11 protein-coding genes are annotated in these 15,544 nt (G+C 64.1%); 3 read left to right on the top strand and 8 right to left on the bottom strand.

The annotated features are described in order from the left end of the window. Window positions 1-19 precede the first annotated feature (19 nt). The 3 genes from N826_RS30820 to N826_RS30810 all read right to left on the bottom strand — a co-directional run bounded on the left by N826_RS30820 (window position 20) and on the right by N826_RS30810 (window position 2,117). The gene (locus tag N826_RS30820; protein ID WP_044435334.1) at window positions 20-526 is read right to left on the bottom strand and encodes a tripartite tricarboxylate transporter TctB family protein; all 507 of its coding nucleotides are present in this window, start codon (window positions 524-526) and stop codon (window positions 20-22) included. A 75-nt stretch (window positions 527-601) separates the two neighbouring features. Then, complete coding sequence (locus N826_RS30815) at window positions 602-1,633, bottom strand: Bug family tripartite tricarboxylate transporter substrate binding protein (RefSeq protein ID WP_044435332.1); 1,032 nt, start codon at window positions 1,631-1,633, stop codon at window positions 602-604. Between the two features lie 283 nt (window positions 1,634-1,916). Further along, window positions 1,917-2,117 carry a hypothetical protein gene (locus tag N826_RS30810; protein WP_044435331.1) on the bottom strand — a complete coding sequence of 67 codons (201 nt, stop codon included), beginning with the start codon at window positions 2,115-2,117 and terminating at the stop codon, window positions 1,917-1,919. A 198-nt stretch (window positions 2,118-2,315) separates the two neighbouring features. Here N826_RS30810 and N826_RS30805 point away from each other — a divergent pair, with 198 nt between their 5' ends. Beyond that, the gene (locus tag N826_RS30805; protein ID WP_044435329.1) at window positions 2,316-3,467 is read left to right on the top strand and encodes a glycosyltransferase; all 1,152 of its coding nucleotides are present in this window, start codon (window positions 2,316-2,318) and stop codon (window positions 3,465-3,467) included. A 132-nt stretch (window positions 3,468-3,599) separates the two neighbouring features. After that, window positions 3,600-6,563 carry a methyl-accepting chemotaxis protein gene (locus tag N826_RS30800; protein ID WP_044435327.1) on the top strand — a complete coding sequence of 988 codons (2,964 nt, stop codon included), beginning with the start codon at window positions 3,600-3,602 and terminating at the stop codon, window positions 6,561-6,563. 21 nt (window positions 6,564-6,584) lie between these two features. Here N826_RS30800 and N826_RS30795 read toward each other — a convergent pair whose 3' ends face one another. Beyond that, window positions 6,585-9,212 (bottom strand): calcium-binding protein, encoded by a 2,628-nt coding sequence (locus N826_RS30795; RefSeq protein WP_044435324.1) that lies wholly within the window; start codon window positions 9,210-9,212, stop codon window positions 6,585-6,587. Window positions 9,213-9,659: 447 nt separating this feature from the next. Between N826_RS30795 and ppc the strand changes: the two genes are divergently transcribed. Continuing rightward, a complete protein-coding gene (gene ppc, locus N826_RS30790) occupies window positions 9,660-12,428 on the top strand; it encodes a phosphoenolpyruvate carboxylase (RefSeq protein ID WP_084721313.1) in 2,769 nt (922 codons plus the stop codon). A gap of 25 nt (window positions 12,429-12,453) precedes the next feature. Here the strand turns inward: ppc and N826_RS30785 are convergent, their stop codons facing one another. The 4 genes from N826_RS30785 to N826_RS30770 form a co-directional block, all read right to left on the bottom strand. Next, window positions 12,454-12,888, bottom strand: coding sequence for a hypothetical protein (locus N826_RS30785; RefSeq protein ID WP_044435323.1), 435 nt, complete (start codon window positions 12,886-12,888; stop codon window positions 12,454-12,456). Between the two features lie 106 nt (window positions 12,889-12,994). Next, window positions 12,995-13,516 (bottom strand): RNA polymerase sigma factor, encoded by a 522-nt coding sequence (locus tag N826_RS30780; RefSeq protein WP_044435372.1) that lies wholly within the window; start codon window positions 13,514-13,516, stop codon window positions 12,995-12,997. A gap of 113 nt (window positions 13,517-13,629) precedes the next feature. Continuing rightward, complete coding sequence (locus tag N826_RS30775; protein ID WP_044435321.1) at window positions 13,630-14,520, bottom strand: ferritin-like domain-containing protein; 891 nt, start codon at window positions 14,518-14,520, stop codon at window positions 13,630-13,632. Window positions 14,521-14,987: 467 nt separating this feature from the next. Next, the gene (locus N826_RS30770) at window positions 14,988-15,500 is read right to left on the bottom strand and encodes an RNA polymerase sigma factor (protein ID WP_044435371.1); all 513 of its coding nucleotides are present in this window, start codon (window positions 15,498-15,500) and stop codon (window positions 14,988-14,990) included. Between the last annotated feature and the right edge of the window lie 44 nt (window positions 15,501-15,544).

Genomic DNA, 15,544 nt, shown 5'->3' with positions numbered 1-15,544 from the left:
GTATGCAGGGTGTGCTGCGTCAGTAGCCGAGCATGGCTTCGACCGGACCCTTGGGCAGGGGGACCAGGAACCAGATTTCAAACATCACGAAGAGAGCCAGCGGGATCAGGATCGCGACCGGCAGGATCTTCTGGATGGGGTATTTGCCCAGCCAATACATGAAGAAAGCGATGAATATTGCAGCCGCGAAGTAAATCCCGATCAGCCAGATCAGTCCGACGAAGACGATCGTCGGAATCAAAACCTTCATGACCAGCACGAACTGTCCGCGTTCCACGAAGGTGCTGCGGTTCGGCGTGCGGGACACGAGATTGGCGATCAGGATCGCGGCGCTCGAGATGAACATGATCAGGCCGACGTAGAACGGGAAGTATCCCGCTTCCGGCCCGTCGCTGGCCCAGCCGTTGCCGACCCGGTTGCTGTCGATCATGACCACGACGGCCAGAGCAGCGAACATCAAGGCTACGGCGATTTCCATCGTGTGGTGAGTGGTGACGGCGTCTTCGTCACTTTTGCGCTGCTTCATCCGTCCCTCCCTTTGGAGACCGGATCCCGGACGGACACATGGCGCCGCCGTCCGGGACCGCGTCGTTATCCGCCGTTACTTCGCGAGGAAGCCGGCTTTCTCCATCAGGCCCTTGTGGGTCGTTTCGGTCTTGGCGAGCCAGGCCTTGTACTCGTCGCCGGTCATGAAGGTCGTGTTGAACGCGCCCTTCGCCATGAAGTCTTTCCAGTCCGGCGTCTCGCGCACTTTCTGGAAGAGTTCGACGTAGTATTTGATCTGGTCGGCGTTGACGCCGGGAGAGGTGAAGATGCCGCGTAGCATGGTGTATTCGACATCCAGCCCGCTTTCCTTGCAGGTCGGCACGTCGTTCCACGACATGTTGTTGGCGATCGGCTCCTTCAGGTCGATCCGCTGGGCGTCGAACACGCAGAGCGGTCGCAGCGCGCCGGCTCGCCACTGGGCGACAGCTTCGATCGGGTTGTTGACGCTGGCGGTGATGTGGTTGCCGACCAGCTGGGCCGCGACGTCGCCGCCGCCCTTGTAGGGGATATAGGTGAACGTCGCTCCCGTCGCCTGCTCGATCGCGGCGGTGATGATCTGGTCTTCCTGCTTGGACCCAGTACCACCCATCTTGGAACTGTTGGCCCCGCCTGATTTGGCGGCGTCCACCAGATCCTTCGGCGTCTTGTACGGCTGCTCGGCGTTGACCCAGAGGATGAAGTTGTCGAGCGCCAGCATGGCGACCGGCGTCATGTCCTTCCACGAGAACGGCACGCCGGTAGCAAGCGGCGTGGTGAACAGGTTGGACAGGGTGATGATGATCTTGTGGGGGTTCCGGTTCGATCCGGAAACGTCAAGAAAACCCTCGGCGCCGGCTCCGCCAGACTTGTTGATGACGACGACCGGTTGCTTCATCAGGTTGTTTTTCTGAATGATCCCCTGGATCATCCGCGCCATCTGATCGGCGCCGCCGCCGGTGCCGGCCGGGACGATGAATTCCACCGACTTGGTCGGCTCCCACGCCAGGGCCTGGGTGGAAGTCAGCGTCGTGATGGAAATCGCACTCAAGGAAACACATGTAATCGCGGCAGCCGCCTTCAGGCGGGAGACACTCTCCAGCACAGCCATATCAGACTCCTCCCTGTGTAGCCGGCATCCTGTTCCACACCGCTCATGGAGAGGGCCGGCGACATTGTTATCTTTGAGGACTCGACCGGTCGGATCGTCTTAGCGCTGGTATATGGTATGCGGCATGGTCTATACAAATCAACAGGAATTTTTTAATAAGTCTTTAGGCATGAAAATATTGCGCTGCGATAATACTTGTGAAGTAAAAGCCAGTTTTTGAAACAATGCAGTGTCGCTGACCTTTGATGCAGTAGCGAACAGTCTTTCCGGGAAGTAAACGAAGTCAGGCCGCTTTGCGGAAGTTGCCGTTGCTGACGGTGGTAGCGGCGCGGGCGCGCTGTGCCGGCTGCGCCATGGCGCGGCTGTCGGTAACGATGTCGGCCAGAGCCGACGGATCCTTGATGATGATTTCCGCGATGACCGCGACCAGACCGCCGACCGCGACGACAAGGGCGAGCATTTCAAAGGCGTAGGCACCGAACATGTCTTGTCTCCTGCAAGGTGATTGTGCGTTGCAGCAAATATGACAGCGTCCCTGTCTTATGACAAGCGCTCAGAACGGGATATCTGGTATACCGTATTCAAGGGCCTGTCTCACCGTCCTCAGGCTTGGCGGACTTCCGCCTTCCTGCTTCCTCCTTTGTCGAAGTTGAGATATCTCGGGCATGAGGAGAACCTGAAGATGTACTTGCCGGTCGCCGCCCTTGCTTTCGCCATATGGCTCTACCTGCTGCTGGGGAGAGGCGGCTACTGGCGCTTCGGTCTTCCGAAGGCGGTCGTCGAACCAGCGGCGCTGCCGCCGGTGGTCGCCGTCGTTCCCGCCCGCAACGAGGCGGCCGTAGTCGGCAGGGCGGTGGCGTCGCTGCTGGATCAGGACTATCCGGCACCGCTGCATGTCGTGCTGGTGGACGACCACAGCGACGATGGGACGGCGGCGGCGGCACGGGCGGCTGCCGCCGGATCGCGCCGGCCCGGCGGGCTGACCGTGTGCCGCGCTCCCGTCCTGCCGCCAGGATGGGCCGGCAAGGTCTGGGCGATGCGGACGGGACTGGAGGCGGCGGCGGAAACCGTTCCCGATGCGGCCTATGTCCTGTTCACCGATGCCGATATCGACCATCCGCCGGGCGGATTGCGGCAACTGGCGGCGCGGTCCGAGGCCGAGCGGCTGGACTTGAACTCGCTGATGGTGCGGCTTCACTGCGAAACCGTGGCGGAGCGGGCGACGATGCCGGCCTTCGTGTATTTCTTCCGGATGCTGTATCCGTTTCGCTGGGTCAACGATCCAGGTCACGCCGTCGCGGCGGCGGCCGGCGGCGTCATGCTGGTGCGCCGGGAAGCGGTGGACAGGATCGGAGGGCTAACGACGATCCGGAGTGAACTGATCGACGACTGCGCGCTGGCTGCCGCGATCAAGGCGGGCGGCCACCGCATCCGCCTGGAACTGGCGGAAGAGGCGCGGTCCCTGCGTGGGTATGGGGGAGCCGGGAATGTCTGGCGGATGATCGCGCGGAGCGCCTATACGCAGCTTCGATACTCGCCGCTGCTGCTGGCCGGGGTGGCGCTGGCGATGACGCTGGTGTTCATCGTCCCGCCTGTCGTCACCGTCGCGGCGGAGGGACCCGCGCGCTGGATGGCGGCGGCGGCCTGGACGCTTATGGTCGCATCGTACCTGCCTGCCCTGAAGTATCACGGCCGCTCGCCGCTCTGGGCGCCCGCCCTGCCATTGGTGGCGGCATTCTACCTGGGAGCGACGCTGGACTCCGCACGTCGCCACCGGATGGGCCGGGGCGGTGAGTGGAAAGGCAGGATGCGGACGACTGACCCGGTACGATAAACGTCTTCGTGTAGGCCGTAGGTAATAATCAAATAAGATGAAATGAATAGCGTATGATTTAGGGCGGTTGGGCGAAATTTAAGGAGTTTTTCGCTAATAACTACCTGTGCCCTTCTTTCTGCGGAGAATTCTGTGCGCGACAATGGCCCTGTGACCAATCAAGAGGTCGAGCTTGACGACGACGAACTCCTTGTTTCCCGAACCGATGACAAGGGCCGCATCACCTTCGTCAATCAAGGCTTCATTGCCATAAGCGGGTTTACGGAACAGGAACTGATCGGCGCTCCCCATAACATCGTGCGTCATCCCGGCATGCCGGCCGATGCCTTCTCCGACCTCTGGGCTACGGTCAAGTCAGGCAAGCCTTGGGAAGGCCTGGTCAAGAACCGGACGAAGTCCGGCGATCATTACTGGGTCAGGGCCAACGTCACGCCGCTTGTCGAAGAAGGCAAGATCTCGGGTTTCATCTCGATCCGGACGAAACCGTCGCGCGCGCAGGTCGAGGCGGCGGAGCGCGCCTATGCCCGCCTGAACGACAAATCGGACGGGACGCTGGGCATCCGCGAAGGTGCGCTGATCCGGCTTGGCTGGCGCAGTCATGCCGCCACGGCCATGGCCAGCCTGACCGGCCGTCTGGCTGTTCTGGTCGGCACGCTCATCCTCGCCATCCTGCTGGTCGGCTGGCTTGGCCTCAGCGGCATGCGGGACAGCAATGAATCGCTGCGCACCGTCAACGACGACCGCGTCGTGCCCCAGGGGCAACTCGCCGAGATCAGCCGGCTCCTGTGGAGCAACCTGCATAGCGTATCCATGATGGTCATGGACCTGAACAACGGGGAAGCCGCGAAGATCGCTCCCCTGGTATCCAAGGTCGAGGCCAACCGGCAAAGAATCTCCGATCTTTGGTCACAATACATGGCGACCTACCTGACGGACGAGGAGAAGGTCCTGGCCCGTGAGTTCCAGGACCGCCGCGCCGCTTTCCTGCGGGACGGCCTGGAGCCGGCCCTGAACCTTGCGGCCCAAGGGAATGGCGGGACCTTGCAGGACCATTACCGGCTGACGATGCTGCCGCTGTTCGATGCCGTCCAGCAAAGCAACCGGGCGCTGGAGGAGCTACAGGTTCGCGTGGCGGCGGCGGAATACGCCCGCGCGCAAGACGACCTTGCGTCCAGGCTCGGGCATGCGCTCCTGGCGCTCGCTTTCAGCATCCTGGTCACTGTCGTCGCGGGCTGGCTGCTCCTGCGCACCCTGCGCCGTCCCCTGCGCCGCTTCGAGCAGCATTGCGACGCGATTTCCCAGGAGGGCCGGAGGCACGAGATCGAGGTCCCCGAAGCTCCCGAATTCAGGCGTCTCGCTTCCCAGTTGAGGGCGCTCCAGGCGAAGTTGATCTATGGCATTCAGGAGCGCCGGGAGATAGAGGCCCGTCAGAAAGCATCCACGCGGCAACTGCTGCTGCAAACCTGCCAGACGATCGAAAGCGACCTGGACGCCACCTGGGCGGAAGTCGAGGCAGGCAATGACGGTGTCGCCGTCGGCGTCGGCCAGTTGCTGGGGGCGATCGATGTCGTCCGGAACAGCACGGGCGTCGTCACGCTGGCCGCCGAACAGGCGAGCGCCAATGCCGCCAGCGTGGCGGCGGCCACCGAGGAACTCGGCACTGCCGGAAACGAGATCGCGCATCAGGCATCCCGGTCGAGCACCATAGCGCGGGATGCGGTCGCGAGTGCCCGCGAGGCGGCGACCGCCATCGGCAGGATGGAGGAGGCGACTTCCGAGATCGGCACCGTGCTCGACCTTATCGCCGAGATCGCCAGCCAGACCAACCTGCTGGCCCTCAACGCGACCATCGAGGCGGCGCGGGCCGGTGACGCCGGCAAGGGCTTTGCGGTCGTCGCCAACGAAGTGAAGTCGCTGTCCAACCAGACCCAGGTCGCGACCGATCGGATCACACGCCAGATCGCCGGTCTTCACGAGGCGGTCGGCGGCAGCGTCGACTCGATCCGGTCGGTCATCGCGATCATCGGCCAGATCGACGATGCCGCCGCATCGACCGCCGCCGCGGTCGAGGAACAGTCCGCCGCCAATGCCGAGATCGGCCGCAGCGCCGTGCAGTCGGCCGGTGGGGCGACCGAGGTCTCGTCAAGCGTGCAGATGATCCGCCAGCAGTCGGACGGCATCAGCAGGACGGCGGCCGACGTCGGACAGCGGGTCTCGGTCACCCACAAGGCCGTTCAGGAACTGAAACGACGTCTGGTCATAGCCTTGAGGCAGTCGGTCGCCGGCGACCGCCGGTCTTCCAACCGACTGCCCTGCGAGGTCCCGGTGACCGTCCTGATCGCGAACAGCAGGATTTCTTCCCTGATCCTGGACCTGTCCCTGGAAGGAGCGCTGCTTTCCGGCAACGACCTGCCGGTGCTCCGCGCGGGGGCCGGCGTGATCGTGACGCTTCCCGGTGTCGGCGACATCAGGTGTCAGGTCGCCGGGGTCAGCGCGTTGGGCCTGCATCTGGCCTTCGACTATCTCGCCAAGGCGCTCGCCGACCGGCTCGCCGCCTTCTACCAGAACATGTACGCCCAGGACGAACGGTTCATCAAACTGGCGCAGGGAACCGCCAAGCAGATTTCGGCGGTCTTCGAAGAGGGGCTCAGACGGGGCGATATCGCCGAAGAGGATTTCTTCAGCACCGACTTGACCGCCGTGGAAGGAACGGCGCCGCAACAGTACACGGCGCCCTTCACGGCACTGCTCGATCGCGTCTTGCCCGCCATCCAGGAGCCGGTCCTGGCGGTCGATCCGCGCATCCAGTTCTGCGCCGCCGTCACCCTGGCCGGCTATCTGCCGACACATAACCGGAAATATTCCGAACCGCAGCGGCCCGGCGACGTTGCCTGGAACACCGCCCACTGCCGGAACCGCCGCGTCTTCACCGACCGCTCCGGTCTTGCCGCCGCGCGCAGCACGCGGGAATTCCTGCTTCAGTCCTACAGCCGGGACATGGGCGACGGCCGTCTGATCCGCATGAAGGAGGCCGACGCGCCCATTCTGGTGAATGGGCGTCACTGGGGAGCCGTGAGGCTCGCCTATACGTGCTGAGGAGTAATCCGCCGTCGGCGTTCAGGCGAAGTGGAACATGTCCGCCTTCAGGTCGCCGGTGCCGACGCCGAGCAGGGTGATGGTCAACCCCGTTCCGATGTGCAGGACGGCGTCGCCCGACGCGTCGGCGCTGGCGGAGCCGATGATCTGGGCGGCGGAGGTCGCCAGACCGTCCCCGATCTCGATCGTGTCGGTCCCGTGCTTGCGGAACTCCGAAATCGTGTCGCGACCCCCGGCGTCGCCGTCGAACACGAAGCGGTCGTTGCCGCCGTTGCCCTTCAGGTAATCGTCGCCGGAACCACCGTTCAACGTGTCGTCGCCGCCGCCACCATAAAGGTAGTCGTTACCCGCACCGCCGGACAGATCGTCGTCGCCGATATCGCCGAACAGGACGTCGATGCCGCCGGCGCCGCTGATCTGGTCGTCGCCGCCGGCACCATGGAGCAGTTCGTTGCCGTTGGTGCCGGACAGGAACTGGTCGTCGGCGCCGTGGGTGATGCGGACCTGATCGAGGTCGAGGGTATCGCCGTCCGGCAGCCGGGGCGAGATGTTCCAGGTCGGATCGGAATAGAAGCCCCGGGCGCCCTGTGCCTTGACCATCGCGTTGCTCAGGTAGCCGAAGGCTTCCATCGCGTCCGGCGAATGGTTCACGGTGAAGATCTGGGCGACGGTCGCCCGCGCGTTGGCGGCATAGGCGAAGGGCGAACTGGGCCAGCCATCGATCCGTTCCGGCGGGTTGCCGGGATCGGTGCCAAAGCTGGCCTTGAACAGCTCGGCCCAGGTGTCGTAGGCGGGGCCGAAGCCGTTGCCATGGACCTTCACCAGATATGAGGAGCCGAAGCGCGGGTCGAAGCCGTCGTCACCGTGGATGAACCTGCCGGACGTGAAGTTGTCCATCCAATCGACCATCTTCTCGGCCTGCGCATAGCCGCGCTGGGCCATGGTGCCGAGCGCCAGCGCCACGAAATCCGACTGCCAGGGCATCGTATCGCCGTCGGCCCAGGTGCTGTGGCGCAGGAAGCCTTCGAAGTCGCCGTACTTGTCGGCCTGCCCGTCGATGACGTAGCGCTTGACCAGCGCATCCAGGTTGTTGTCCAGCAGCTTCTCGAAATAGCCCTTCATCGAGTGGTCGTCGGGCGTGATATAAGCTGCGTCGCTCATGTCGCGCCACGTCCAGGCGCGGCTGCGGACCTGGTCGAAATCGATGAAGCCCTGTTCCTGGCCCCGGTAGTGCGGCGCGAACGACGCGACGCTGTAGGTGGTCTGGGCCATCAGCTCGTCCAGATGATACTGCGAGCCGGTGACCAGATAGGGCAGGTAGCTGAGTGCCGGCTGGTGGGCGGTGTCGATCGCCCAGCCGGCCGGCTTGCCGTCGGAGAAGCCGTTGGTCAGGCCGTCGTCGCCGAACTGCGGCCAATTGGTCCGTCCGTCCATCCACAAATTGGGATGGTCGTCGATCCGCAGGTAGTCTCCGGTCGCCTCGTCGCGGTAGTGCCACGGGATGCTGCCGGCGGCATCGGCATTGGCGAGCATGGTCTTCTGCGCCTGCTCGTCCTGGCTTGCCAGATAGCGGGCGTTCCAGATCGGCATGATGCCGAGGTCGCCGCGCCCGCCGACCTGCGACATGTCCCTGGCGATCATGGCGCTGCCCATGGGATCGGTGTCGGCCCCGGACGGCAGGGCCACGCTGCCGGGCGAAACGCCCATGGAGCTGTCGATGTCGATCACGGCGCCGGTCGATTTCATGTAATCGACGTCCTGGGCGACATGGATGTCGGGCTGGCCGTTGGACCAGACTTCCTCGTGCCACCGGCTGTTGCGGAAATGCTCGATGCCGTCCTTGGCATAGGCCGTCTTGCCGTGGTCCAGGATCTTGATGTCGTAGTCGTAGAAGTTCTGGAGACCGCCCTGGTACGACGACTCGACGCCCATGATGACGTCGGTGCGCACCGATCCATCCTTGAAGGCCCGGATGTCCAGGGTAACGTCGAGATGGTCGTTGAGCGCGGTGACCACGCGGTATTCGGAGGCTAGCGGTCCGCTCATCCAGGTCTTCAGCGTGCCGTCGCTGGCGGCCTTGGCCAGTTCGGCGCCGGCATCGACCTTGAAGTGGGTGACCGATCCGTCGGAATTCTTCAGGTCGACGTTGATGTCGACGTCGTAGCCCTTGGCGATGATGTCGTCCGGCCGGATCGCAGCACCATCCGGTCCGCCGCCGGCTTTCCTCAGCATGGCGCTGGCGGTTTCTCCCGCCGCAAGGCCGGGCTGGTCGATGGTCAGGATGGCGTGGCGGACCGAGCCGTCCGGATGAGTCGCCTTGACGTCCATCTGCACCGGCACGTCGCGCCCGCCGATGACGGCGGTCAGATGCTGGCCGGCGCCCAAGTCGCCCTGGCGGAAGACGTGGCCGAAGGTGACCTCCCCCGGTCCCTGCGCGCTGTCCGTATTGTTCTGAAGCTGCACCGCCACGATCTCGCCCGGTCCCGAGGCCGATGGCAGGTCCGGCGCCTGGAGCACGCCGCCCGGAGCGGAAACCTTGACGATCGCCGGCGGCGGCGTCGTGGCGGCAGTTGGAACGGGCGCGCTCGCTGGTGCGGCGGCGCTGGTTTCGGGGACAGCGGCCGTTGCGGACAGGGAAGTGGTTGCCATTGTGCTGATACCGGGGTTCTCTTGGTTTGAAGCCGTCCGTCACTGACCAGCGGCCTGGACGAAAACATCATCTGATCTTTTCGGAGCATAAAATAAGCACACGCCAAGTCTGTCCTTGGACAGTGAACATAGGTTCACCTCCAGTAACGACCTGTGTGCTGACCTTGCCTTACTCCGGGATTGAGTTCTTCTTGGTGCTCGACAGCATTTTCCGTCTCAGGTGACCGACAAATTCTTTATCGATGCAATTTGCGGAAAGTGCCAGTGACACTATCGTGGTCTGAAGAGTGACCAAATTGGGATATGTGTCACAGTCCTCTGAATTCTTTGTCCATTTTTCGCGGTGCAGCAAGATAGTGTATAGCGCCCCGATGGACCGGTGGTTACAGTTTTCCCGACGCGATCTTTACCGATGTGACCGAGGCGGCTGAGAAGAGGCGGTTAATCATGCGGGTCATGAACCAGGCCGAAGTGCCCGAGAAGGACTTCCCACTCCGCGACGACATCAGGCTGCTGGGGCGCATCCTGGGCGACACGATCCGCGAGCAGGAAGGCGAAGAGGTCTTCGGCCTTGTCGAAAGCGTCCGCCAGACCTCGATCCGGTTCCATCGCGACGACGACGCGGCAGCACGGCAGGAGCTGGAAAGCCTGCTGAACGGCATGACGCCGCGACAGACCACCCGCATCATCCGGGCTTTCTCGTACTTTTCCCATCTGGCGAACATCGCCGAGGACCAGCACCACATCCGGCGCACCCGCGCCCACGATCTGGCGGGATCGGCTCCGCGTCCCGGAACGATAGGCCACGCCCTGAACCGCGCCTTCGAGGCCGGCATCCCGGCGGACCGGCTGCGCGCCTTCTTCGCGGAAGCGCTGATCTGCCCAGTCCTGACCGCCCATCCGACGGAAGTCAGGCGCAAGAGCTCGCTCAACCGCGAGTTGGATCTGGCGCATCTGCTGGCGGCGCGCGAGCACAGCCGGATGACCCCGGACGAGGAAGCGGCCTGCGACGAGGCGATGCGCCGGGCCGTGGTGACCTTGTGGCAGACCAGCCTGCTGCGCTGGACCAAGCGCACGGTGATCGACGAGGTCCAGAACGGCGCGTCGTTCTACGACCAGACGTTCCTGCGGGAACTGCCGCGCTTCTACGCGCTGCTGGAAGACCGGCTGGCCGCCGCTGACCCATCGTGGAAGGGGGAGGAGGTTCCGCCTTTCCTGCGCATGGGAAGCTGGATCGGCGGCGACCGCGACGGCAATCCCTTCGTCCAGGCCGACATCGTGGCCCAGGCGCTGAAGATCCAGGGCACCCACGCGCTGAGCTTCTATCTGGAGGAGCTTCATGCGCTGGGCGGAGAGCTGTCGCTGAACCGTCGGAACGTGCCGTTCTCCGACGCCCTGCGGGAGCTGGCGGACCGCTCGCCCGACCGGTCGCCCAACCGGCAGGACGAGCCGTACCGCCGCGCGATCACCGGCATCTACGCGCGGCTGGCCGCGACCGCGCGGGGCTTGGGGCATGCCGAAGTGCTGCGCCATGCGGTCGGCGAAGCGCCGCCCTATGCCGAGGCCGCGGAGCTGAAGGCTGAGCTGGACGTCATCCACGACAGCCTGATGAAGAACGGCTCCGCCATCCTGGCGCGCGGCCGGCTGCGCTACCTGCGCCATGCGGTGGCGGTGTTCGGCTTCCATATGGCCGGGCTCGACCTTCGCCAGAACTCGGACGTCCATGAGCGGACGGTGGCCGACCTGCTGGAAGCGGCGGCGCCGGGCACGGCGTACCGCGAGCTGGACGAGGAAGCGCGGATAGCATTGCTGCTGAAGGAGCTGAAGACGGCGCGACCGCTGGTGTCCGCGTTCGTCGACTATTCGGAGGAGACGCTGTCCGAACTGGCGATCCTGCGGACGGCGGCGGAGGCGCACCGGCGCTACGGGGCGGCCTCCGTCCCCAACAGCATCATCTCCAAGGCGGACGGGGTGTCCGACATCCTGGAGGTGGCGCTCCTGCTGAGGGAGGTCGGATTGCTCCGGCCGCTGGACGGCGTGCTGTCGGTCAACATCGTGCCGCTTTTCGAGACGATCGAGGATCTGCGCAACTCGACCGGCATCATGGACCGGCTGCTGGGGATACCGCAGTACCAGCGGTTCCTGGAAAGCCGGGGGAATATCCAGGAAGTCATGCTGGGCTATTCAGACAGCAACAAGGACGGCGGTTTCGTCACCTCCGGCTGGGAGCTTTACAAGGCGGAGATCGGGCTGGTCGAGGTGTTCCGCCGGCATGGGGTCAGGCTGCGGCTGTTCCACGGCCGCGGCGGCTCGGTCGGCCGGGGCGGAGGTCCCAGCTATCAGGCGATCCTGGCGCAGCCGGGCGGAGCGGTGCAGGGCCAGATCCGCATCACGGAGCAGGGCGAGACGATCTCCGGCAAGTATTCCAACGCCGAGGTCGGACGTCGGAACCTGGAAACGCTGGCCGCCGCGACGCTGGAGGCGACCTTGCTTCAGCCGGACAGGGCGGCGCCGCGCGAAGACTATCTGGCGACGATGGAGGAGCTGTCGGCGCATGCCTTCGGGGCGTACCGCGATCTGGTCTACGGGACCGAGGGGTTCGAGAACTACTTCTGGGAATCCACGGTCATCACCGAGATCGCCGGCCTGAACATCGGCAGCCGGCCGTCGTCCCGGAAGAAGACGCGCAGCATCGAGGACCTGCGGGCGATCCCCTGGGTGTTCAGCTGGGCGCAGTGCCGCCTGATGCTGCCGGGCTGGTACGGCTTCGGCTCGGCGATCCAGGCCTATCTGGCGGACCATCCCGACGACGGGACGGATACGTTGAAGGCCATGTACAAGGATTGGCCGTTCTTCCAGACGCTGCTGTCCAACATGGACATGGTGCTGGCCAAGAGCAACATCGCCATCGCATCGCGGTACGCGGAACTGGTGACCGACGCCGACCTCCGCCACCGGGTGTTCAACCGCATCCGAACGGAGTGGCAGGCCTCCGTCGACGCCCTGCTGACGATCACGGGGCAGGAAGTCCTACTGGAAAGCAACCCGCTGCTGGCGCGCTCGATCCGCAACCGCTTCCCCTACCTGGACCCGCTGAACCACGTCCAGGTGGAACTGCTGAAGCGTTACCGGACCAACGTGGCGGAGGAATACGTGCTGCGGGGGATCCAGCTGACGATCAACGGCATCGCGGCGGGGTTGCGGAACAGCGGGTGAGGGCAGGGGAGAGGGCAGCGGAGCCTTATTGCAGCGTTCCGCTGCCGCTTGCAAGGGACGCGGCGGATACGTTGCCGTTGTTCGGCAGGCAGGCGATCCGGGCGAACGACATCTGGCTGGGTACGGGACCGCTGTTCACTGCGACCATGCCGATATCGATGTCGCTGAAATAAATGATCGTCGCGATGCGGCCGTTCATGAAGACGCCGCCGTGGAACAGGCTGTGTTCCCTGACCTCCAGCATCATCAGGCCGGTCAGGGAGCATTCCTTTCCCATTACCTGACCACCGATCAGCTTGAGGATCTCTTCCAGCTTGTCGTTCTTCGCAGGCTCGCTCGCCTGGACGAACGTCTTGTGGCAGGTGACATGGTCGAAGAAGAAGCTTTGGACCGTGCTGAAATCTTCCGCCTTGACCAGCATGCTCTTCAACTCGTCGAGCTTTTTCCGGTATCCGCTCATGATGGCCTTTTGAAACTGGGGTGCTGCCGGGCGCAGCGGCGATAGTTCACCCCAGGGCAGGCCGGGATGCAACGCATACGCGTGTGTTTGGCCGCGGTTGCGGCGGTTAGCCGCGACCCGGCCCAGGGACGTGAAGCTCGACACGCCGGGCCAGTTCCAGGCGGGCGCGGTGAAGATGGCTCATCAGCGTGCCCATCGGGATGTTCAGCTTGGCGGCGGCTTCCCGGTAGCTCAAGCCATCCAGGCAGACCATGACGATGGGACGGCGCAGCTTGTCCGGCAGGGCCGGCACTTCGACGCATACCCGCGCCAGGGTCGCTCGGGCGATCACGGTGCGTTCGGTATCTTCGTCCGCGATATGGCCGTCCTCGTCCAGCGGCACCGACAGCCGGTCCCGCGAACTCCGCTTCTCGTCCACCCAGATGTTCCTGATGATGCAGCGCATCCAGCTCGACGGCCGTTCGACGGCAGCCAGGGACTTGGGATGGCTGAGCGCATGCTCGTAAGCCGTCTGGACGAGCTCGTCGGCGGCATCCTCCGATCTGGATAGGGCACGGGCGAAACGCCTCAGGTCGGGCATCAGGTCGACGATGGCGCGACGCCTGTCGCGTGTGGTTGCTGGGGTCATGCTGTAATCCATCGGCCCATCGGACAGCGGCGACCGATACCGGGAGCCGGAGAGTTTGAGCGGACCAACTCTCCGGCTCCCGGTTTCAGGTCGCGGACGCCGCCTCGTTCCGCTTACGAGATCGTGCCGTTGGTGCGGCCGGGGAAGAAGCCGAAGCCGTTGGCCTGGCCGCCCAGGTAGACGATGTCGAGGACCTGCTGCGGTGTCCGGCTATAGGCGAGGCCGTTGAGATCGGTGGGGATCAGGTTGGCCCTCTCCAGCGTGCCGAGATCCTGGTCGATCCCGTCGGGACCGTCCACGGCGTCCCGCAGATCGGATATGGCCTTGGCCTGATCGAGCAGGCCGAGCTGGTACAGGGCGGAGCGGATGATCCCGGAATGGTAGGCTTCGGTTGCCAGGATGCCGGCGGCCGCTTCGAGGACGTCGGGGTTCGAAATGAAGCGGGCGGCGCCCTTGTAGGCGGTAACGCCGACATCTTCGAAGATGAACGCCGCGAGCAGGAAATTGGTCTCGTTGGCATAGGGATCGAAGACCTGACCCGCCGAGATCAGTCCGGCTGCCCGGGCCGCCGCGGTAAAGCTCGTGTCCAGGTTCAGCTTGGGGCGGGCGACGGCGGCATTGCCGAGCTGCGAGCGCAGGAAGACGACGTGGTTGTTTTCGTCTTCGGCGATCTCCATCGCGTATTGTCGGACGATCGGGCTCGTGAACGGAACCTGCCGACCGCCGCTGACCGGCCCGAAATGCCCCTGGCCCTGGACGTTCTGTAGCAGCAGCCCCCTGCCGAAAGCGGCGCGCTGATAGAATTCGGCTTCGAGGTATTCCAGGTTGAGCGCGAAGTTCAGGATATCGGCATCGGTGAGCGCCGGCTTTTCCTCCGCGAAGGCGGCGGATCCGCCGGTGACGAGCGCCAGGCTCGCCAGCCCCAGGCCGACTCCGCCCATGAACAGGCGGCGCTGCGATCCCGTGTTCGTCAGGCTGTTCTCTTGATCGATAGTAACAGACATCAGGCGTTTCTCCCGAACGATGAAGGTAGACCGGCTGACCTTTGAGGCCGGCCGGAGCAGATCCGCGTGTCGTCGAGATCCGCTCCTATGTCTCCCTACTGATCGGGGCGCCGCGCTGGATGCATTTCGAGAGTGGGTACCTAGGATTACGAGAATTGAAGAAGCATACTCAATTTGCGTTTATTTGGCGTTGGGCTCAAATGTTGTTTATTTTCGCCTGTTGTATTTTGATGATAGTCGATCTGGTTTAAAGATCTCATACCAGGGGCCGAAGACATTGACCTGTCTGGACAGTGTTTGTTGGGCCACGGCCCAACCTACAGCTCCTGCTTCGTAGGTTGGGCCGTGGCCCAACACTTGCCTACCGCCGGTCAAACTCTTCGGCTCCTGGTATCGTTCACCAAATCATTCAGCTGGCCAGCCGGGACGGCGTGACGATCACGCGCTCCTGAACCGCCTGCCGTGCTTCAGCATTTCGTTCCCGTGTCCTTGAAGCGGCGCGCCAGTTCGAGCCTGCCCCGGCAGAGGCGGCTCATCAGGGTGCCGACGGGAATGCGGAGGACGGTTGCGGCTTCCTGGTAGGTCAGGCCGTCGACGCAGACCAGCATGATGGCGGCGCTCTGCTCTTCCGGCATGTCTGCTACCACGGCGCGCACCCTTGCGAGGGTGGAGCGGGCGGTCAGCGTGCGTTCGGTGTCGTCGGTGGCGATGTGCTCGCCTTCTTCCAGGGGAGCGGACAGGCGGTTGCGGGCACAGCGGGTCTCATCGATCCAGATGTTCCGGATGATGCGGAACATCCAGCCGATCGGCTGCTCGACTGTGGTGAGGGTTTCCGGCGACCTCAGAGCGCGTTCATAGGCGGCTTGAACAAGTTCGTCGGCGGCATCGGCCGAGCCGGTCAGGGAGCGGGCGAACTTCCGCAGTGAAGGCATTACATCGACGATTGCTTGTTGCGCATCCTGCAAGGCTACCGAAGTCATGTTGCTACCCATTGGTGGACGGAAGCCCCTGCGCTCGCCGCCAG

The sequence above is a fragment of the Skermanella aerolata KACC 11604 genome (genome assembly GCF_000936425.1).
Classification (GTDB): domain Bacteria; phylum Pseudomonadota; class Alphaproteobacteria; order Azospirillales; family Azospirillaceae; genus Skermanella; species Skermanella aerolata.
This window is presented reverse-complemented; position numbering and strand designations above follow the sequence as displayed.

Coding starts and splice junctions, on each gene's coding strand:
- N826_RS30820 (WP_044435334.1), bottom strand. CDS start 526: ATGAAGCAGCGCAAAAGTGACGAAGACGCCGTCACCACTCACCACACG.
- N826_RS30815 (WP_044435332.1), bottom strand. CDS start 1,633: ATGGCTGTGCTGGAGAGTGTCTCCCGCCTGAAGGCGGCTGCCGCGATT.
- N826_RS30810 (WP_044435331.1), bottom strand. CDS start 2,117: ATGTTCGGTGCCTACGCCTTTGAAATGCTCGCCCTTGTCGTCGCGGTC.
- N826_RS30805 (WP_044435329.1), top strand. CDS start 2,316: ATGTACTTGCCGGTCGCCGCCCTTGCTTTCGCCATATGGCTCTACCTG.
- N826_RS30795 (WP_044435324.1), bottom strand. CDS start 9,212: ATGGCAACCACTTCCCTGTCCGCAACGGCCGCTGTCCCCGAAACCAGC.
- ppc (WP_084721313.1), top strand. CDS start 9,660: ATGCGGGTCATGAACCAGGCCGAAGTGCCCGAGAAGGACTTCCCACTC.
- N826_RS30785 (WP_044435323.1), bottom strand. CDS start 12,888: ATGAGCGGATACCGGAAAAAGCTCGACGAGTTGAAGAGCATGCTGGTC.
- N826_RS30780 (WP_044435372.1), bottom strand. CDS start 13,516: ATGACCCCAGCAACCACACGCGACAGGCGTCGCGCCATCGTCGACCTG.
- N826_RS30775 (WP_044435321.1), bottom strand. CDS start 14,520: ATGTCTGTTACTATCGATCAAGAGAACAGCCTGACGAACACGGGATCG.
- N826_RS30770 (WP_044435371.1), bottom strand. CDS start 15,500: ATGACTTCGGTAGCCTTGCAGGATGCGCAACAAGCAATCGTCGATGTA.